An 18,265-nucleotide genomic window follows, 5' to 3' on the forward strand; every position below is an offset into this window, starting at 1 on the left:
TAGGGTCGTACACTAGGTAAAGTTATGCAAAAAGCGGTATTGATAACCGGCTGTTCCAGCGGGATTGGCTTGATTGCGGCGCAGGATCTGCGCAACCGCGGCTACCGGGTGCTGGCTGCCTGCCGCAAACCGCAGGACGTGGAAAACATGCGCCAGCTCGGGCTGGAAGGCATCGAGCTGGATCTGGACGACAGCGCCAGCGTCGAGCGCGCCGCCGCCGAGGTGATCGCGCTGACCGACGGCCGCCTGTACGGCCTGTTCAATAACGGCGGTTTCGGCGTTTACGGCCCGCTCAGCCGCATTTCGCGCAGCCAGCTTGAGCGGCAATTCGCCACTAACCTGTTCGGCACCCACCAACTGACCCAACTGTTGTTGCCCGCGATGTTGCCGCACGGCGAAGGGCGCATTATTCAGACCAGTTCGGTGATGGGCCTGGTTTCCAGCGCCGGGCGCGGCGCCTACGCCGCCAGCAAGTTCGCGCTGGAAGCCTGGTCGGACGCGCTGCGCATGGAGCTGCACGGCAGCGGCATTCAGGTCAGCCTGATCGAACCGGGGCCGATCTCCACCCACTTTAGCCAGAACGTCAACCAGGCGCAGAGCGACAAGCCGGTGCACAATCCCGGCATCGCCAAGCGTCTGACGCTGCCGCCGGAGGCCATTCTGCCCAAATTGCGCCACGCGCTGGAAAGCCCGCGCGCCAAATTGCGCTACCCGGTGACCCTGCTGGCGCACGCCATGAGCGTGCTGCGCCGCATTTTGCCGGGCCGCTGCCTGGATTGGCTGCTGCGCAGCAACGCTTAATTCGCCCGCCGGGGTTGAAGAATGGCGGCGCGCCCCCATCTACACCCCATGGCTCCGCACGATCAGAGAGAAAAAAGATGCTAGCTCAAGCTGTTGTTGATATTAACGAAACTAACCTGCACCAGACGCTGGAACAGTCGATGTCCATTCCGGTGCTGTTCTACTTCTGGTCCGAGCGCAGCCAACACTGCCTGCAGCTCACGCCGGTGCTGGACAAGCTGGCGGCGGAATACGCCGGTCAGTTCATTCTGGCCAAGGTGGACTGCGACGCCGAACAGATGATCGCCTCCCAATTCGGGTTGCGTTCGATTCCGACGGTCTACCTGTTTAAAGACGGTCAGCCGGTCGATGGCTTCCAGGGCCCGCAACCGGAAGAAGCGATCCGCGACTTGCTGCAGCGTTTCCTGCCGAAGGAAGAAGATCTGAAACTGGCGCAGGCGCAAGAATTGCTGGCCGCCGGCAACGCCGCCGAAGCGCTGCCGCTGCTGAAAGACGCCTGGCAGAGCAGCCAGCAGCGCAGCGACATCGGTCTGACGTTGGCCGAAACCCAGATCGCCCTCAGCCGCAGCGAAGATGCCGAAGCGGTGCTGGCGACCATCCCGCTGCAGGATCGCGATACCCGCTATCAGGGCCTGGTGGCGCAGATTGAACTGTTGAAGCAGGCGGCGGACACGCCGGAAATCCAGCAGCTGCAACAACAGGTGCAGCAGCAGCCGGACAACGTCGAACTGGCGGTGCAGCTGGCGCTGCAGCTGCATCAGGTCGGGCGTAACGAAGAAGCGCTGGAACTGCTGATGGGGCATCTGAAGAAAGATCTGGCCGCCGCCAACGGCAGCGCACGCAAAACCCTGATGGACATTCTGGCCGCGCTCGGCACCGGCGACGCGCTGGCCGCTAAATATCGCCGCCAGTTGTACTCTCTGCTGTACTGATATCCGTCATACTTGAAGCTGCATCCAGGCGGCAAACGTGAGAAGCCCTGGGAACTTAGATAACTAAGTGACCAGGGCTCGAACATGCAGCCAGCTTGAAATATGACGGGGATTAGCGATAGACCCGCACCCCGCCCTCCACGCCCGCCGGGCTGAACAACACCTGCCACAGCTGAATGTTGCGCGAACGGAACGCGCCGGCGCAGGCGTTCAGGTAATAGGTGAACATGCGTTCGAAGCGCTCGGAATAACCGCCCATCAGATCCGGCCACGCCTTTTTGAAATTCTCCAGCCAGGCCATCAGCGTGCGATCGTAATCGGCCCCAAAGTTGTGCCAATCCTCCATCACGAAACGCCCTTCGCTGGCCTCGGCAATATGCCGCACCGAAGGCAGGCAGCCGTTGGGGAAGATGTATTTGTCTATCCAGGCGTCGACGTTGAGATCGGTCTGATTGGAACCGATGGTGTGCAGCAAAAACAGGCCGTCGGGCTTCAGGTTCCGCGCCGCGACGCTGAAATAGGTGTCGTAGTTTTTCGGCCCGACGTGCTCGAACATGCCGACCGACACAATGCGATCGAACTGACGATCCAGATCGCGGTAGTCCTGCAGCAAGATCTCGACGTCCAGCCCGGCGCAGCGTGCCTGCGCCAGCTTCTGCTGCTCGGCCGAAATGGTCACGCCGTGCACCGTGACGCCGTAGTTTTGCGCTGCAAACTGCGCCAGCCCGCCCCAGCCGCAGCCGATATCCAGCAGCGTCATGCCCGGTTTCAGCTGCAGTTTCTCGCAGATCATCCGCAGCTTGTCCTGCTGCGCCTGCTCCAGCGTCTGCGCCTCTTTCCAGTAGCCGCAGGAGTATTGCATGTAAGGGTCGAGCATCGCCCGGAACAGGTCGTTGCCGATGTCGTAGTGTTCTTTGCCCACCTGCCAGGCACGCTTGCGCGATTGGCGGTTGAACAGCCGGGCATAGGCGATGCGCGCGATGTCGCTCAGGCTTTTCGGCAGCCGCTCATCGACGCCGGCCTGCAAAATGCGGGTGAACAGCATATCCAGCCGTTCGCACTCCCACCAGCCGTCCATATAACCTTCGCCGAAGCCGAGCGAGCCTTCCTGCAAAATGCGTTTGAACAGCGCCGGGTTATGCACGCGGATATCCCAGGCGCGCGGGCCGTTGATGGCGACGCCGGCTTCCGCCAACATCTCCTCCACAATGCGATACCAACGATCCTTCTTCTGGGCGAGTTCATCAACACTGAGCGAATCCATAACAATCCTTGGCCGAAATGTCATTTCAAAAAGCATAGTCGCAAATAAAAATGACAACTTTTTGACGGTAAATACAGGGGGTGTTTTTACTCTAGCCAAGGCGAGCAACAGCATGAAATGAATAAAAATTATTGAAATCATGCCATTTAGGCATACTTATTTTTCAGCTGTGCCACACTTGTCGTGACAACACTCTGTTCCAGACGCGGGATCCACCGCTCGCGGGTTGCGTCAGCGCCCTGGATTAAGTCGCGGTATCAGTAGGCATTTTTCCGGCGCTGACGTAATATCTGTTTACATATGTCTGACAGGAGGTTTGCATGCTTACTTTTATTCCCATCGTGATCGTCGTCGCGCTGATTGTGGTGTTCGCCGGCGTCAAAATTGTGCCGCAGGGGTTCCAATGGACGGTAGAACGCTTCGGCCGCTACACCAAAACGCTGATGCCGGGGCTGAACCTGGTGGTGCCGTTCATGGACCGCATCGGCCGCAAAATCAACATGATGGAGCAGGTGCTGGATATCCCTTCCCAAGAGGTGATTTCCCGCGATAACGCCAACGTCGCCATCGACGCGGTGTGCTTCATCCAGGTGGTCGATCCGGCGCGCGCCGCCTACGAGGTTAGCAACCTCGAACAGGCGATCGTCAACCTGACCATGACCAACTTCCGCACCGTGCTCGGCTCAATGGAGCTCGACGAAATGCTGTCGCAGCGCGACAGCATCAACAGCCGCCTGCTGCACATCGTCGATGAAGCGACCAATCCTTGGGGGGTGAAAATCACCCGTATCGAGATCCGCGACGTGCGGCCGCCGGCGGAACTGATCGCCTCGATGAACGCCCAGATGAAGGCCGAGCGCACCAAGCGTGCCGACATCCTGGAGGCAGAGGGGGTGCGTCAGGCGGCCATTCTGCGCGCCGAGGGGGAGAAACAATCGCAGATCCTGAAGGCCGAGGGCGAACGCCAGTCGGCGTTCCTGCAGGCGGAAGCGCGTGAACGCGCCGCCGAGGCCGAGGCGCGCGCCACCCAGCTGGTATCCGACGCCATCGCCAGCGGCAACATTCAGGCGGTGAACTACTTCGTGGCGCAGAAATACACCGACGCGCTGCAAAAGATTGGTTCCTCCAACAACAGCAAAGTGGTGATGATGCCGCTGGACGCCAGCAGCCTGCTCGGCTCGATCGGCGGCATTACCGAATTGCTGAAAGAAAGCAAAGGCAAATAATCATGCTCGAACTGATCGCGGCGAATCCGCTGTGGTTCTGGCTCTCTCTCGGGGGCGTGTTGCTGGCGGCGGAAATGCTCGGCGCCGGCGGCTACCTGCTGTGGAGCGGTGTGGCGGCGCTGTTGGTCGGCGCCCTGATCTGGCTACTGCCGCCGCTTTCCTGGGCATGGCAAGGCATGATCTTCGCCGTCCTGACCGTCGTCGTCGCTTACCTGTGGTGGTACTGGCTGCGTCGGCGCCCGGCAGCCGCATCCGGCGGGTCGCCGGTGCTCAACCAGCGCAACCGCCAGCTGATCGGCACCCGCGCCACGCTGACGGAGCCGATGCACAACGGTATGGGGCGCATTAATATCGGCGACAGCAGCTGGCGCGCGCAGGCGGCGGAAGATCTGCCCGCCGGCACCGAGGTGGAAGTGGTGGCGGTGGAAGGGGTCACGCTGGTGATCCGCGCCATCAGCCGTTAATTAGAACGACAACACCCCGCCAGGTTATTGATGATGGGGCACTCCGCCCCCTCATCGCCCGGGCATTGTTCCGCCAGCGTCAGCAGGCGCTGGCGCATGTTCCCCAGCTCGCTGATGTGCTTTTCGATCTCCGCCACCTTCTGCAGCGTGCGCGCCTTCACGTCGGCGCTGTGGCGGGCCGGATCGTTGAACAACGCCACCAGTTCGCGGCACTCGTCCAGGTTGAAGCCCACCTGCCGCGCCTGACGCAGCAGCGTCAGCTCTTCGACATGCTTGGCGGAATAGTGGCGGTAACCGTTGTCGCTGCGGATCGGGGCGGTAATCAGCGCTTTCTCTTCGTAAAAACGAATCGTCTTGCTGGTTAACCCGGTTTTTTTCGCGACGTCGCTAATATTCATTTCCCCTCCTTGACCTTACCCTTGCTGGAAGGTTTAAGCTCCATTCTTAGTGAAAACAGGTCCGGCGGTCAACCTTTAAACACCGCCCTTTAAGCAAGGAGTTCAATCATGTCACACACCACTATGCTGGCATTGCAGGGGCTGTCCTGCATGAACTGCGCACAGCGGGTGAAAAAAGCCCTGGAAAGCCGCAGCGATGTCGAACAGGCGGAGGTTAACGTCCATTACGCCAAAGTGACCGGCGAAGCGCCGGACAGCGCGCTGATCGACAGCGTGATCGCCGCCGGTTATCAGGCAGAAGTCGCGCCGCGCGCCGACACCGAACTGCAGCTGAGCGGTCTGAGCTGCATGCACTGCGTCGGCAGCACCCGCAAGGCGCTGGAAGCGGTGCCGGAGGTGTTCGCCGCCGAGGTCGAGATCGACAGCGCGAAAGTGTACGGCGATGCCGATCCGCAGGCGCTGATCGCCGCGGTGGAACATGCCGGTTATCACGCCAGCGTGGCGGGTGCCGTCGTCCCAAAAACTGAGCCGTTGACTGACGCAACACCTTCGTTGCCGGACGTTCAGCCAGCGGCGCAGCCTCCCCTTCCGGCAACCGACAACGCGGACGACAGCGTACAGCTGCTGCTCAGCGGCATGACCTGCGCCAGCTGTGTCAATAAAGTGCAGCATGCGCTGCAAAGCGTCCCCGGCGTTGAACACGCGCGCGTCAACCTGGCGGAGCGCAGTGCGCTGGTCACCGGCGCCGCCGATGCGCAGGCACTGGTAGCGGCGGTGGAAAAAGCCGGCTACGGTGCCGAGATGATTCAGGACGAGACAGAACGTCGCGAACGCCAACAGCAGACCGCACGCGCCAACATGAAGCGCTTTAGCTGGCAGGCGGCGCTGGGGCTGGCGTTGGGTATCCCGCTGATGGCCTGGGGGCTGTTCGGCGGCAGCATGACGCTGACGCCGGAAACCCAGCGCCCCTGGCTGCTGGTCGGCGTCATCACCCTGGCGGTGATGGTGTTTGCCGGCGGGCACTTCTACCGCAACGCCTGGCGCGCGCTGATGAACGGCAGCGCCACCATGGATACCCTGGTGGCACTCGGCACCGGCGCCGCCTGGCTTTACTCGATCGCCGTCAACATTTGGCCCGATTTCTTCCCGACGGAAGCGCGCCACCTCTATTACGAGGCCAGCGCGATGATCATCGGTTTGATCAACCTCGGCCATGCGCTGGAGCAGCGCGCTCGTCAGCGTTCTTCACAGGCGCTGGAGCGGTTACTGGATCTGACACCGCCCACCGCGCGGCTGGTGACCGACGACGGCGAACGCGATATCCCGCTGGCGGAGGTGCAGCTCGGCATGACGCTGCGGCTGACCACCGGCGATCGCGTGCCGGTCGACGGTGAAATCGTGCAGGGCGAAGTCTGGCTCGATGAAGCGATGCTGACCGGCGAAGCGGTGCCACAGCAGAAAGGCCCCGGCGATACGGTGCATGCCGGGACGGTGGTCGACGACGGCAGCGTGCTGTTCCGCGCCGCCGCCATCGGTAGCCAAACCACGCTGGCGCGCATCATCAAACTGGTGCGTCAGGCGCAGAGCAGTAAACCGGCGATTGGCCAGTTGGCTGACCGCGTCTCGGCGGTGTTCGTGCCGGCGGTGGTGGCGATCGCCCTGTTCAGCGCAGCGATGTGGTACTTCTTCGGCCCGCAGCCGCAGCTGGTCTATACGCTGGTGATCGCCACTACGGTGCTGATCATTGCCTGCCCGTGCGCATTGGGCCTGGCAACGCCGATGTCGATCATCTCCGGCGTCGGCCGCGCGGCGGAGTTCGGCGTGCTGGTTCGCGACGCCGACGCCCTGCAACAGGCCAGCCAGTTGGACACCCTGGTGTTCGACAAAACCGGCACCCTGACCGAAGGGAAACCGCAGGTGGTGGAGATCCTGACCTTCAATCAGGTCAGCGAGCAGCAGGCGATCGGCTGGGCCGCCGCGCTGGAACAAGGCTCCAACCACCCGCTGGCGCGCGCCATCATGGAACGCGCCGCCGGGCAAACGCTGCCGCAGGTGGCGCAGTTCCGCACCCTGCGCGGCGCCGGGGTCAGCGGGGAGATCGACGGCGCGCAGTTGCTGCTGGGTAACGCCGCGCTGCTGGAACAGCATCAGGTCGCGACCGCCGAACTGGATGCGCCGATGCGCGCCCAGGCCGAACGCGGCGTGACGCCGGTGCTGCTGGCCGTTGACGGTAAACCGGCCGCGCTGTTCGCCATTCGCGATCCGCTGCGCGAGGACAGCATCGCGGCGCTGCAGCGCCTGCACCAGCAGGGATATCAGCTGGTGATGCTGACCGGCGACAACCCGGTGACCGCCAACGCCATCGCCAAAGAGGCCGGTATCGATCGGGTGATTGCCGGCGTGCTGCCGGACGGCAAAGCGGCGGTGATCAAACAGCTGCAGGCGCAGGGCCAACGCGTGGCGATGGTCGGCGACGGCATCAACGACGCCCCGGCGCTGGCGCAGGCCGACGTGGGCATCGCGATGGGCGGCGGCAGCGACATCGCCATCGAGACCGCTGCCATCACCCTGATGCGCCACAGCCTGAATGGCGTAGCGGATGCAGTGGAGCTGTCGAAGGCCACGCTGCGCAACATGAAGCAGAACCTGTTCGGCGCCTTTATCTATAATACGCTGGGCATTCCAATCGCCGCCGGCGTGCTCTACCCGCTGACCGGCACACTGCTCAGCCCGGTGGTGGCGGGTGCCGCGATGGCGCTGTCGTCGATTACCGTAGTCAGCAACGCCAACCGGCTGCTGCGTTTTAAACCCAGGAAGTAAGCTCCGGGGCGCCGTCAAGGCACCCCGCTGTTTTCCGGGCTTCCCTGCGCGGCGGATAGCGTTTAGCATGAATAACGATTTTCCCTCGCCTTGCACGCGAAAACGCGCACCCGTTATTCAGGAGCCACGCCGTATGGGTCAACTGTTACGCCGCCTCGCCGCCTTTCTCGGCCTGATCTCGCCCAAAAGTTACGCTTATCCGGCGCTGGACATCACCCTGCCGGGCGAACGTCGGCTGCATCTGGTAGGCAGCATCCATATGGGCACCGTCGATATGTCGCCGCTGCCGCCCCGGCTGGCCGCCCGGCTGCAACAGGCCGACGCGCTGATCGTCGAAGCCGATATCACCGGCGCCGCCTCCCCTTTCGACCACGCCGAACAGCAGCCGGAGCTGGAACAGCGCCTGTCCGCCGAAGAGTATCAACAGCTGCTGGCGCTGTGCCACGAACTGGGCGCCGATCCGCACGCCTTCGCCACCCTGCCCGGCTGGCAGGTGGCGCTGATGATGCAGGCGCGGCAGGCTCAGCGTCTGGGGCTGCGCGCAGAGTACGGCGTAGATTATCAGCTGCTGCAGGCCGCCAGAGCGCAGGACAAACCGGTGATCGAACTTGAAGGGGCGCAGCAGCAGTTGGCAATGCTGGAACAGCTGCCGGAAGGCGGCATCGCACTGCTGCGCGATACGCTGGAACACTGGCATACCAACGCGCGGCTGCTGCAAACCATGGTGAGCTGGTGGCTGGACGCCAAACCGCGCGGCACGCTGGACACGCTGCCGGCCACCTTCAGCGCTGGGCTGTACGACGTGCTGATGCATCAGCGCAATCGCGACTGGCGGCGTCAGCTGGAGGCGCTGCCGGCCGGGGACTATGTGGTGGCGGTTGGCGCATTGCACCTGTATGGCGAGGATAACCTGCCGGCGATGCTGCAGCCACAGGGGTAAAAAAGTGGCCAATATCGCTATTGGCCAGTCAAAGAGGAATTTCTTGTATTCTAGTTATACGCATAGCAACCGTGTTAACGGTTACAGTAAACAGGGTAGCAACCCGGTGAATATCTTGGCAACCCGCTTTATGTAACAGCCGCTCAGGTTGCCGGGCAGGTTGGATTTTTGTATTTTTAAGGCTGGTTATCACCCCTTCCCCGCTGGGGACATTTTGGACAACACATCATGACGCCCGCAGTCGTTCTGCTTGAGAAACAAAAGGTCGCCTTCACCCTCCATCCTTATCACCACGACAGCGACGAAACCAACTTCGGCGATGAGGCGGTGAGAAAGCTGGGGCTGGATGCCGATCGGGTTTACAAAACCTTGCTGGTGGCGCTGAACGGCGACGCCAAACACCTGGCGGTGGCGGTCACGCCGGTCGCCACCCAGCTGGATCTGAAAAAGGTTGCCCGCGCCCTCGGCGCCAAAAAGGCCGAGATGGCCGATCCGCAGCTGGCGCAGCGCGTCACCGGGTATCTGGTGGGCGGCATCAGCCCGCTGGGGCAGAAAAAACGGCTGCCGACGGTGATCGACAGCCCGGCGCAAGCGTTCGCCACCATCTACGTTTCCGGCGGCAAACGCGGGCTGGACATCGAGCTGGCCGCCGCCGATCTGTGCCGCCTGCTGGCCGGCAGCTTCGCCGACATCGCCAAACGCGACTGACGCCGCGTACTCAGCGGCACACCACCGTGGCGTCACAGGCTGCCAGCGTCTCCACCAGGCGGTCCTCCAGCGCCTTCACCTCCGCGCCGGGCACCAGATAGTTGTTGCTGATAATGGCGAACGCCAGCGGCCGTCCGGTCGCCGAATCGACATAGCCGCTGAGCGACGAGACCCCGGTCATGGAGCCGCTCTTGGCGTGGGCGCGCCCCGCCGCCGCGCTTTTTACCATACGGTGCTGCAGCGTGCCGCCCACCAGCAACCCCGGCTGGCCCGCGACGGGCAAAGCGCGATACCAGTCGGCGAACCACGGCTGTTTTCTGGCCGCCAACAGCAGCGTCGTCAGCTGTTGCGGCGTGATCTGGTTCATGCGCGACAGCCCTGAACCGTCCACCTGACGGTACGCGCCGGCCGCGATGCCCTGGCTTTGCACAAACTGGCCGATCGCCTGCAGGCCGGCGGCCCAATCCCCCTTACCCTGCGTTTTGCGGCCCATCACTTTGGTCAGTACCTCACCGTAACCGTTATTGGACACTTTCAGGAAGGTGACGACCAGGCGGGAGAGCGGCGGCGAGGTTTTTTGCGCCAGCAGCTGTGCGCCGGCCGGCGTCACACCCTCTTCAGCATTACCGCGCAGGGTAATGCCGTGCGCGCGCAGGGCATTTTGCAGTAAGGCACCAACCACGCGGGTGGGTTGATCGACAGTGATCAATCGCGAACGAGCCTCCGCCTGCGCGGCAATGGTGCCGCTGACCACAACCCGGTTACTGCCCGGTTGGCGCTCGAACGTCAGTGCGGTGTCGCCGCCGGTGCTGGTACGGTTGACCAGCGTCACCGCGTCATTGGCGGGATAGAAGCTCACCCGCCCCGGCGCACCGGCGCGGGCGCCCGGTTGCACATCCACCCGCACCACGTTGATATCGCCGCCGGGGGTAAAGGCGTAGTTTAGCGCCGAGATCGGTGCAGCGAAGGCAAAGGGTTCATCGTCCCAGCTCCAGCCGGCGCCGAATGGCGTTTGATCGAACGCGCTGGCGTCCAGGATCAGCCGCCCATGAATCTGGCGAACGCCGCGCTGCGCCAGCGTGGCGGCGAAGGTGTCGAGATCGTCAGGATGCAACGTCGGATCGCCGCTGCCCTGCAGATAGAGATCCCCCTGCAAGGTGTTGCCGCGCTGTTCACCGGTGGTCAGCAGCCGGGTTTCAAACCGGTAATCCGCCCCCAGCACGCCGAACGCCGCCAGAGAAGTGAACATCTTCATGTTGGAAGCCGGCGCCAAACGCTGCTCCGCGTGCGCCTGATACAGCACGGTGCCGCTCTCGGCATCGCGCACCATCACGCCGCTCGACGCCCCAACCAGCGCCTTGTCCTGGCCGAGGGCCGCCAGCGCCTGGCTAAGCGTTTGCTCATGACCTTGGCCGGATGACGAACACCCCGCCAGCGCCAGGATGGCGGGCAGCAGCCAGCCTGCGGTTTTCAACATGTCATCTTCCTGTTTGCGTTATCAAAACCAAATTGTCGCTCAGGCTATCATTGGAAGGCAGCGGTGGCGAGAATGTCCGCCCCGTTTATCATTCAGCTACGCGCAGGCAACGCCAAACGACGCTCGTTGTGCGCCACCCGCCACGCCAACAGCAGCACGCAGAGGCTGCAGAGCGACAGCACGGCACCCAAGTGCAGCGACAGCCCCGCCAGCACCAGGCCACCGCCGAGCATCAGGTAATACATCAGGCCAAGGATGGCGCCGGCGGTGCCCATGCAGTCTTTATAATGGCGCAGCGCGCGCGCCAGAATATTGGGAATGGCGATGCCGTACGCCATCACCACCAGCATCATCGGCAGAACAAACCACAAGGTCCCTTCCAGCAGCAATACCAGCAGGCCGCCGGTCAGCGACAGCGCGCAGGCCAGCATCAACAGTGCGGGGAACAGCCAGCGTTTGCCGATCAAAAACTTGTTGATCGCCGCGCCGATACCCACTCCGACCGCCAATACCAAACCGGTATAACCGAACCACTGCGCCGGCAATCCCAACGCTGAGAAGTGGAATGGCGCCAGTTGGTAATAGCTGAACATGCAAATATTGAACAACGCCACCAACAGCGCACTGAGCCAAATATCCCCGTCCTTGATCATCCGCCCCAGCGTGCCGAAAAATGAACTCTTCACCACCTGTTGCGGACGCGTCTCCGGCAGTTGCCAACCGGCATAGCCCAACAACAGCGCCGCCAACAGCGCCAAACCGCCGAACACCCCCTGATAGCCCCAATAGTAAGTCAGCACTGCGCCGCTCAACACGCCAACCGCCGGACTGATCGCCATGGCGATCCCCATCACCGAGAACACCCGCGCCAACTCATAACCGTCGAAGCGATCGCGAATCGCCGTTTGCGTCCCGACCGAACCGACCGCCGCGCCAAAGGCGGCCAGCACACGCGCCGCCAGCAGCACGCTGAAGCTGCCGCTGAACAGTGCGATGATAGAAGCCAGCAGATAAAGCGTCAGCCCGGCCAAAATGGTAGGACGCCGCCCGATGACGTCGCACATCCGCCCCCATACCACCACGCCGAGCGCAAAAGCGAAAAAGTAACAAGAGAGCGTTTGCGCCGCCATCTCCGCACTGACCCGGAAACCGTGCGCAATGTGCGTCAATGCCGGGCTGTAGATGGTCTCCACCACCTGGGGAAACATCATCATCGACGTCGCCAACGTCAGCGTCAGTTTACGTTGCATAACAGATCCTGTAGCCAAGAATAGGCTGCACAAGGTAGCATCAGCTCCCCGGTGCCGATTACAATATAAAAGACAATAAATTTACAAAATCGGACATACTATGGCGTGGCTTCAGGCGCAGGACAGTTTTAATCCGGATACGCTCGACAACGGGGTACTCGGGATCGCCGCCGAACTGGCGCAGCACGACTCGGGCACGCATTGGCATGACAGGGGGCAGTTGCTGTTCTGTCAGCAAGGCAGCATGCGCATCACGCTCAACCAAAGCATCTGTATGCTGCCGCCGGGCAGAGTCGCCTGGATCCCGCCGCAGGTGGCTCACCGCGTTCAGGTCAACGGCGTCGTCGGTTACCGTTCGCTTTATCTCGACGCCGATCGCTATGCCTGTCTGCCTGCGCAGCTTGCCGTACTGACAGCCTCGCCGCTGCTGCGCGAGGTGTTGGAACGCATCGCGTTCGCCGCCTTCGACACCGACTGGCAGCATGGGCCTTACGCCAATATTCTGGCGGTCTGCCTCGACGAGATCGCCGCCGCGCCGCGCGAACTGACGCTGCTGCCGCTGCCCAGCGACCGCCGCCTGCGCCATCTGGCCAATCTGGACATGCTTCCGCCGCTGCACGAGCTATCGCGCTATAGCGGCGCTTCCGAGAAAACCATCAGCCGGATTTTCCGCCGTGAAACCGGGCTCGGTTATCAACAATGGCGTCAGCAATGGCGCCTGATCAAAGCGATAGAGATGCTGGCCGCAGGGATGAGCCAATCCGACGTCGCCGGCCAGCTGGCGTTTTCCAGCGACAGCGCCTTCGCCACTTTTTTCAAGAATATGATGGGTTGCCCAGCGAGGGCGTATATGGAGAGACGAAAGTAAGACGCCGTCTAAAACGGCAACGCCGACAGAAGGCGTTGATGGAGAGGAGGCTCGCGAAGGCGGGAACGGCGCCCCCGCGACACGCGAGAACGCCGTTCCGCTACACCTCTATCGATAGACGATCTCGCCCTTTGGCTCGTAGGCCGCCGCATCCAGCGGCGAGTGTTTCTCGATGTACTGCTTCAGCACTTCGGCATCGATAAAGCCGGTGTTGACGTAGCTCGGCAGCCCGTCCAGCTTCGGATAGCCGTCGCCGCCCAGCGCATTGAAGTTCAGTGTCGCCATGCGGTAGGTTTTATCCGCCTGCAGCGGCTGGCCGTTGATCTTCACCTCGCTGACGCCCTTGCCGTCCGCCACTAGGCTGACGTTGGCGAACTGGGCGTAGGCGCCGGAGTCCGGCTTCATGTTGGCCACCACCGCCAGATACTGTTCAACCTCACGGCCTTTCATATCGACATGCACCAACGTGTTGCCAAACGGCTGCACCTTGAGCACGTTCTTGTAGGTGATATCGCCGCTTTCAATCGAATCGCGCACCCCGCCGCCGCTCATCACGGCGAAGTCGGCGTCGGCGCGCTCCCTCTGCGCCGCCAGCATCACCCGAGCCAGGTTGGTCTGCACGAAGCGCACCTTGCTGCGATCGCCTTCAAGCTTGCCGTTGACGCTGCCGATCTTCACGCCCAGCTGCGCCTTGCCCTTATCCTGGAACGGCGTCAGCAGCTTCATCATGGTCGGATCTTCCGCAATCTGCTGGGTGTAGTACACCCGCTCGCTGGTGCCGTCCGCCTTCTCCACCTTCTTCTTCAGGTTTACCGGGATCAGCTGATAATGCACCAGCTTCAGCTCGCCGTTGCGGAATTCGAAGTCGGCGCGACCCACGTATTTCCCCCACTCATGCGCTTGCACGATCCAGGTGCCGTTCTGGCGATCCGGCGAGCACGGCGTGCCCGGCACATAATCCACCTGTTTGCGGTTGTCGCCGGCCATACACACCGGATCCTGTGAGTGGCCGCCGACGATCATGTCGAGATATCCGGCCGGCAGGCTGCGCGCCATCTCCACGTCGCCCGGCGCGTTCGAGCCGTGTTCGCCGTTATCGTAGTGCCCCATGTGGGTGGCGGCGATAATCACGTCCGGCTTCTCGTCCTTGCGAAGTTGCTCCACCACCTGCTTCGCTTCCTGCGCCGGCACGCGGAACTCCATGTCGGTGAAGTACTCCGGGTTGCCAATCTTAGCAGTGTCGTCGGTCGTCAGGCCGATAACGGCAATCTTGATGCCCTGCTTGTCGAACAAGGTGTAAGGCTTGAACAGGCGTTGGCCGGTGCTTTTCTGATAGATATTGGCGGACAGCAGCGGGAAAGTTGCCCATTTCTCCTGCTGGCGCAGTACGCTCAGCGGGTTGTCGAATTCGTGGTTGCCGATCGCCATCGCGTCATAGCCCACCAGGTTCATGCCGCGGAAGTCCGGCTCGGCGTCCTGCAAATCCGATTCCGGCACGCCGGTGTTGATATCGCCGCCGGACAGCAACAGCAGGCTGCCGCCCTGCGCCGCCACTTCCTGACGAATGCCGTCCACCAGCGTTTTCTGCGCGCCCAGACCGTATTCGCCGTGATCGTTCTGCCAGAAGTGACCGTGATGATCGTTGGTATGCAGAATGGTGATGGCGTAGGTCTTATCCTTTTCCCAGGCACTGGCGGCCCCCGACAGCAACGTCAGGGAAACGGCCAGCGCGCATGCGGTGGTTTTCAGCGAAAAACGCATGGCGGATCTCCGTGTATTCAATAGCTTTTATGATGAGGGCGGAATTGTAGCGCGAATTAATGACAGCTGATTTCAAATTTTTGCGATGTGAGTCTGATTATTTCAGATATGGTAAAAATTGGGCGCCCTGCCTAAGATGTCATCTCTGTGCTCAACAACTTCTCAGGCTAATAATAATATGACCGACAGTAGCCAAAGCGCGATGCCGCCCGCCAAGGGCAGTGCGGTGAAGGGAACCGCCTTCTCCATCCTTGGCGCCATCAGCGTGTCTCACCTGCTCAACGATATGATCCAGTCGCTGATCCTGGCGATCTACCCGATCCTGCAAGCCGATTTCCACCTCAGTTTCGTGCAGATCGGCATGATCACCCTGACCTATCAGCTAACCGCCTCGCTGCTGCAGCCGCTGATCGGGTATTACACCGATAAACACCCGCAGCCTTACTCGTTGCCGATCGGCATGGGCTTTACCCTGTCCGGCCTGCTGCTGCTGTCGGTGGCGAGCACCTTCCCGCTGGTGCTGCTGGCGGCGGCGCTGGTGGGCACCGGCTCATCGGTCTTCCACCCAGAATCCTCGCGCGTGGCGCGCATGGCCTCCGGCGGACGACACGGCCTGGCGCAGTCGCTGTTCCAGGTCGGCGGCAACTTCGGCAGCTCGCTCGGCCCGCTGCTGGCCGCGCTGATCATCGCGCCTTACGGCAAAGGCAACGTCGCCTGGTTCACGCTGGCGGCACTGCTGGCGATCGTGGTATTGCTGCAGGTCAGCAAGTGGTATCAACATCAGCACCGGGCAACTAAAGGGCAGCCGAAAAGCCCGTCGATGCTGAAACCGCTGCCAAAACGTACCGTTGCCTACTCGCTGGGCATTCTTCTGGTGCTAATTTTCTCCAAATACTTCTACTTGGCCAGCATTAGCAGCTATTACACCTTTTATCTGATACATAAGTTCGGCGTTTCAGTGCAGAATGCGCAAATTCATCTGTTCGCCTTCCTGTTCGCAGTAGCGGCTGGCACCATTATCGGCGGGCATCTTGGCGATAAGATAGGGCGTAAATACGTTATTTGGGGCTCTATTCTCGGCGCTGCACCATTTACCCTTGTTTTACCCTATGCATCACTCTATTGGACCGGCATTTTAACGGTGATCATCGGGGTTATTCTCGCCTCGGCGTTCTCCGCCATTCTGGTCTACGCTCAGGAGCTTATCCCCGGTAAAGTCGGCATGGTTTCCGGCTTATTCTTCGGTTTTGCTTTCGGTATGGGCGGGTTAGGCGCGGCAGTTCTTGGTTATGTCGCCGATTTAACCAGTATCGAACTGGTCTACCAAATCTGTGCTTTCCTACCGCTGATCGGCATTATCACCGCGCTACTGCCCAATATGGAGCATAAACCGCAATAACCCCGCGAACCGCCCGGATGAAATTATTTATTCATCCGGGTTATCCTACGGATAAATCAATGTTATTTGGCTTATCTGACACAAAACTCCCTTATTGCCCCGCCTTAAGTGAAATCCTCTGCTTTTTTACAAAAAAGGCCAAATTAGCCAAGCAAGCCGCGAACAAATGCAATAAACTAAATGTATCTTTTCGTAACTTTGTTGCGTTTCTCCCGTGCCGCGATGCATAGCCAGAAGGAGTATGGATGCATAATTCAACACCGCTCATTACCACCATCGTCGGAGGGTTAGTACTCGCCTTCCTCCTCGGCATGCTGGCGAACCGCCTGCGCATCTCCCCTCTGGTGGGGTATCTGGCCGCAGGGGTACTCGCCGGCCCGTTCACCCCCGGTTTCGTTGCTGATACCTCACTGGCGCCGGAACTGGCGGAAATCGGCGTTATCCTGTTGATGTTCGGTGTTGGCCTGCACTTCTCTTTGAAAGACCTCCTCGCAGTAAAATCTATCGCCATACCCGGCGCCGTGGCGCAGATAGCCGTCGCTACCCTGCTCGGCATGGGGCTGTCCAAGCTGCTCGGCTGGGATCTGATCTCCGGGCTGGTGTTCGGCCTCTGTCTCTCCACCGCCAGCACCGTGGTGCTGCTGCGCGCGCTGGAGGAACGGCAGCTGATCGACAGCCAGCGCGGGCAAATCGCCATCGGCTGGCTGATCGTCGAAGATTTGGCGATGGTGCTGACGCTGGTGTTACTGCCGGCCTTCGGCAACATGCTGGGCAACAACAACGCCAGCAGCGGCCAACTGCTGATGGAGCTGGCGCTGACCATCGGCAAGGTCATCGCCTTCATCGCGCTGATGATCGTGGTCGGCCGCCGTCTGGTACCGTGGATCCTGTCGAAAACCGCCAGCACCGGCTCGCGCGAACTGTTCACCCTGGCGGTATTGGCGCTGGCGCTCGGCATCGCCTACGGCGCGGTGAAACTGTTCGACGTCTCCTTCGCCCTGGGCGCCTTCTTCGCCGGCATGGTGCTGAACGAGTCCGAACTGAGCCACCGCGCGGCGCACGATACCCTGCCGCTGCGCGACGCGTTCGCGGTGCTGTTCTTCGTCTCGGTCGGCATGCTGTTCGATCCGATGATCGTGATTAACGAACCGCTGGCGGTGCTGGCGACGCTGGCGATCATCGTGTTCGGCAAATCCGCCGCTGCGTTCCTGCTGGTGAAAATGTTCGGCCACTCCAAGCGCACCGCGCTGACCATCTCCGCCAGCCTGGCACAGATCGGCGAGTTCGCCTTTATTCTGGCGGGCCTTGGCATCACGCTCGGCATGATGTCGGAACACGGTCGCAATCTGGTGCTGGCAGGCGCTATCCTGTCGATCATGCTCAACCCGCTGTTGTTCACCCTGCTGGAGCGCTATCTGGCCAAGACCGAAACCATCGAAGAGCAAATCCTCGAAGAGGCGGTGGAAGAAGAGAAGCAGATCCCGGTAGAGATGTGCAACCATGCGCTGGTGGTCGGCTACGGCCGCGTCGGCAGCCTGCTGGGCGGCAAACTGGCCGAGGCGGGCATTCCGCTGGTGGTGATCGAAAACTCCCGCCCGCGGGTGGAAGCGCTGCGCGAGCAAGGCATCAAGACGGTGTTGGGCAACGCCGCCAATCCGGAAGTGATGGATCTGGCGCGGCTCGACTGCGCACGCTGGCTGCTGCTGACTATCCCCAACGGCTATGAGGCCGGCGAGATCGTCGCCTCGGCGCGCGCCAAGCGCCCGAACATCGAGATCATCGCCCGCGCCCACTACGACGACGAGGTGGCCTACATCACCGATCGCGGCGCCAATCAGGTAGTAATGGGCGAACGGGAGATCGCCAACAGCATGCTGAACATCCTGCAGCTGGACACCCTGAGCGAAGAAGAAAAAATGGGCGGCTGCCCGATCTGAAACGCCCCGCGCGCACAAAA

The 18,265-nt window shown here is 61.5% G+C and carries 15 protein-coding genes; 10 read left to right on the forward strand and 5 right to left on the reverse strand.

Annotated elements, in window-relative coordinates; all coding sequences use genetic code 11:
* Positions 1–24 precede the first annotated feature (24 nt).
* Positions 25–801: an SDR family oxidoreductase gene (locus tag BVU99_RS12370; RefSeq protein WP_004940195.1), complete on the forward strand. Its 777-nt coding sequence runs from the start codon at positions 25–27 to the stop codon at positions 799–801.
* Between the two features lie 77 nt (positions 802–878).
* Positions 879–1,733 (forward strand): co-chaperone YbbN, encoded by an 855-nt coding sequence (locus BVU99_RS12375; protein ID WP_025301810.1) that lies wholly within the window; start codon positions 879–881, stop codon positions 1,731–1,733.
* Positions 1,734–1,845: 112 nt separating this feature from the next.
* Here BVU99_RS12375 and cfa read toward each other — a convergent pair whose 3' ends face one another.
* On the reverse strand, positions 1,846–2,997 hold the full coding sequence (gene cfa / locus BVU99_RS12380; RefSeq protein ID WP_099817506.1) for a cyclopropane fatty acyl phospholipid synthase: 1,152 nt from the start codon (positions 2,995–2,997) through the stop codon (positions 1,846–1,848).
* A 320-nt stretch (positions 2,998–3,317) separates the two neighbouring features.
* Between cfa and BVU99_RS12385 the strand changes: the two genes are divergently transcribed.
* On the forward strand, positions 3,318–4,223 hold the full coding sequence (locus BVU99_RS12385) for an SPFH domain-containing protein (protein ID WP_004940203.1): 906 nt from the start codon (positions 3,318–3,320) through the stop codon (positions 4,221–4,223).
* 2 nt (positions 4,224–4,225) lie between these two features.
* Positions 4,226–4,687 (forward strand): NfeD family protein, encoded by a 462-nt coding sequence (locus tag BVU99_RS12390; protein ID WP_025301808.1) that lies wholly within the window; start codon positions 4,226–4,228, stop codon positions 4,685–4,687.
* Here the strand turns inward: BVU99_RS12390 and cueR are convergent.
* Positions 4,684–5,085 carry a Cu(I)-responsive transcriptional regulator gene (gene cueR / locus BVU99_RS12395; protein ID WP_025301807.1) on the reverse strand — a complete coding sequence of 134 codons (402 nt, stop codon included), beginning with the start codon at positions 5,083–5,085 and terminating at the stop codon, positions 4,684–4,686. The genes BVU99_RS12390 and cueR overlap by 4 nt on opposite strands.
* A gap of 108 nt (positions 5,086–5,193) precedes the next feature.
* Between cueR and copA the strand changes: the two genes are divergently transcribed.
* The 3 genes from copA (at position 5,194) to ybaK (ending at position 9,553) form a co-directional block, all read left to right on the forward strand.
* A complete protein-coding gene (gene copA / locus BVU99_RS12400) occupies positions 5,194–7,905 on the forward strand; it encodes a copper-exporting P-type ATPase CopA (RefSeq protein ID WP_099817505.1) in 2,712 nt (903 codons plus the stop codon).
* A gap of 133 nt (positions 7,906–8,038) precedes the next feature.
* Positions 8,039–8,845, forward strand: coding sequence for a TraB/GumN family protein (locus tag BVU99_RS12405; protein ID WP_025301805.1), 807 nt, complete (start codon positions 8,039–8,041; stop codon positions 8,843–8,845).
* 228 nt (positions 8,846–9,073) lie between these two features.
* Complete coding sequence (gene ybaK, locus BVU99_RS12410) at positions 9,074–9,553, forward strand: Cys-tRNA(Pro)/Cys-tRNA(Cys) deacylase YbaK (RefSeq protein ID WP_004940240.1); 480 nt, start codon at positions 9,074–9,076, stop codon at positions 9,551–9,553.
* A 10-nt stretch (positions 9,554–9,563) separates the two neighbouring features.
* On the opposite strand, the gene dacB is transcribed toward ybaK, so the two are convergent.
* Positions 9,564–11,030: a D-alanyl-D-alanine carboxypeptidase/D-alanyl-D-alanine-endopeptidase gene (gene dacB, locus BVU99_RS12415; protein ID WP_099817504.1), complete on the reverse strand. Its 1,467-nt coding sequence runs from the start codon at positions 11,028–11,030 to the stop codon at positions 9,564–9,566.
* 92 nt (positions 11,031–11,122) lie between these two features.
* On the reverse strand, positions 11,123–12,280 hold the full coding sequence (locus tag BVU99_RS12420; protein WP_049209319.1) for a multidrug effflux MFS transporter: 1,158 nt from the start codon (positions 12,278–12,280) through the stop codon (positions 11,123–11,125).
* A gap of 100 nt (positions 12,281–12,380) precedes the next feature.
* Here BVU99_RS12420 and BVU99_RS12425 point away from each other — a divergent pair, with 100 nt between their 5' ends.
* Positions 12,381–13,148 carry a helix-turn-helix transcriptional regulator gene (locus BVU99_RS12425; protein ID WP_099817503.1) on the forward strand — a complete coding sequence of 256 codons (768 nt, stop codon included), beginning with the start codon at positions 12,381–12,383 and terminating at the stop codon, positions 13,146–13,148.
* Positions 13,149–13,256: 108 nt separating this feature from the next.
* On the opposite strand, the gene ushA is transcribed toward BVU99_RS12425, so the two are convergent.
* Complete coding sequence (gene ushA, locus BVU99_RS12430; RefSeq protein ID WP_099817502.1) at positions 13,257–14,909, reverse strand: bifunctional UDP-sugar hydrolase/5'-nucleotidase UshA; 1,653 nt, start codon at positions 14,907–14,909, stop codon at positions 13,257–13,259.
* A gap of 178 nt (positions 14,910–15,087) precedes the next feature.
* Here ushA and BVU99_RS12435 point away from each other — a divergent pair, with 178 nt between their 5' ends.
* Both BVU99_RS12435 and ybaL read left to right on the forward strand, forming a co-directional pair.
* Positions 15,088–16,308 (forward strand): MFS transporter, encoded by a 1,221-nt coding sequence (locus tag BVU99_RS12435; protein WP_099817501.1) that lies wholly within the window; start codon positions 15,088–15,090, stop codon positions 16,306–16,308.
* 245 nt (positions 16,309–16,553) lie between these two features.
* Positions 16,554–18,245 (forward strand): YbaL family putative K(+) efflux transporter, encoded by a 1,692-nt coding sequence (ybaL, locus tag BVU99_RS12440; protein ID WP_025301798.1) that lies wholly within the window; start codon positions 16,554–16,556, stop codon positions 18,243–18,245.
* Positions 18,246–18,265 lie beyond the last annotated feature (20 nt).

It is taken from the genome of Serratia sp. OLAL2 (assembly GCF_002752475.1).
Classification (GTDB): Bacteria; Pseudomonadota; Gammaproteobacteria; order Enterobacterales; family Enterobacteriaceae; genus Serratia; species Serratia bockelmannii.

Coding starts and splice junctions, on each gene's coding strand:
- BVU99_RS12370 (WP_004940195.1), top strand. CDS start 25: ATGCAAAAAGCGGTATTGATAACCGGCTGTTCCAGCGGGATTGGCTTG.
- BVU99_RS12375 (WP_025301810.1), top strand. CDS start 879: ATGCTAGCTCAAGCTGTTGTTGATATTAACGAAACTAACCTGCACCAG.
- cfa (WP_099817506.1), bottom strand. CDS start 2,997: ATGGATTCGCTCAGTGTTGATGAACTCGCCCAGAAGAAGGATCGTTGG.
- BVU99_RS12385 (WP_004940203.1), top strand. CDS start 3,318: ATGCTTACTTTTATTCCCATCGTGATCGTCGTCGCGCTGATTGTGGTG.
- BVU99_RS12390 (WP_025301808.1), top strand. CDS start 4,226: ATGCTCGAACTGATCGCGGCGAATCCGCTGTGGTTCTGGCTCTCTCTC.
- cueR (WP_025301807.1), bottom strand. CDS start 5,085: ATGAATATTAGCGACGTCGCGAAAAAAACCGGGTTAACCAGCAAGACG.
- copA (WP_099817505.1), top strand. CDS start 5,194: ATGTCACACACCACTATGCTGGCATTGCAGGGGCTGTCCTGCATGAAC.
- BVU99_RS12405 (WP_025301805.1), top strand. CDS start 8,039: ATGGGTCAACTGTTACGCCGCCTCGCCGCCTTTCTCGGCCTGATCTCG.
- ybaK (WP_004940240.1), top strand. CDS start 9,074: ATGACGCCCGCAGTCGTTCTGCTTGAGAAACAAAAGGTCGCCTTCACC.
- dacB (WP_099817504.1), bottom strand. CDS start 11,030: ATGTTGAAAACCGCAGGCTGGCTGCTGCCCGCCATCCTGGCGCTGGCG.
- BVU99_RS12420 (WP_049209319.1), bottom strand. CDS start 12,280: ATGCAACGTAAACTGACGCTGACGTTGGCGACGTCGATGATGATGTTT.
- BVU99_RS12425 (WP_099817503.1), top strand. CDS start 12,381: ATGGCGTGGCTTCAGGCGCAGGACAGTTTTAATCCGGATACGCTCGAC.
- ushA (WP_099817502.1), bottom strand. CDS start 14,909: ATGCGTTTTTCGCTGAAAACCACCGCATGCGCGCTGGCCGTTTCCCTG.
- BVU99_RS12435 (WP_099817501.1), top strand. CDS start 15,088: ATGACCGACAGTAGCCAAAGCGCGATGCCGCCCGCCAAGGGCAGTGCG.
- ybaL (WP_025301798.1), top strand. CDS start 16,554: ATGCATAATTCAACACCGCTCATTACCACCATCGTCGGAGGGTTAGTA.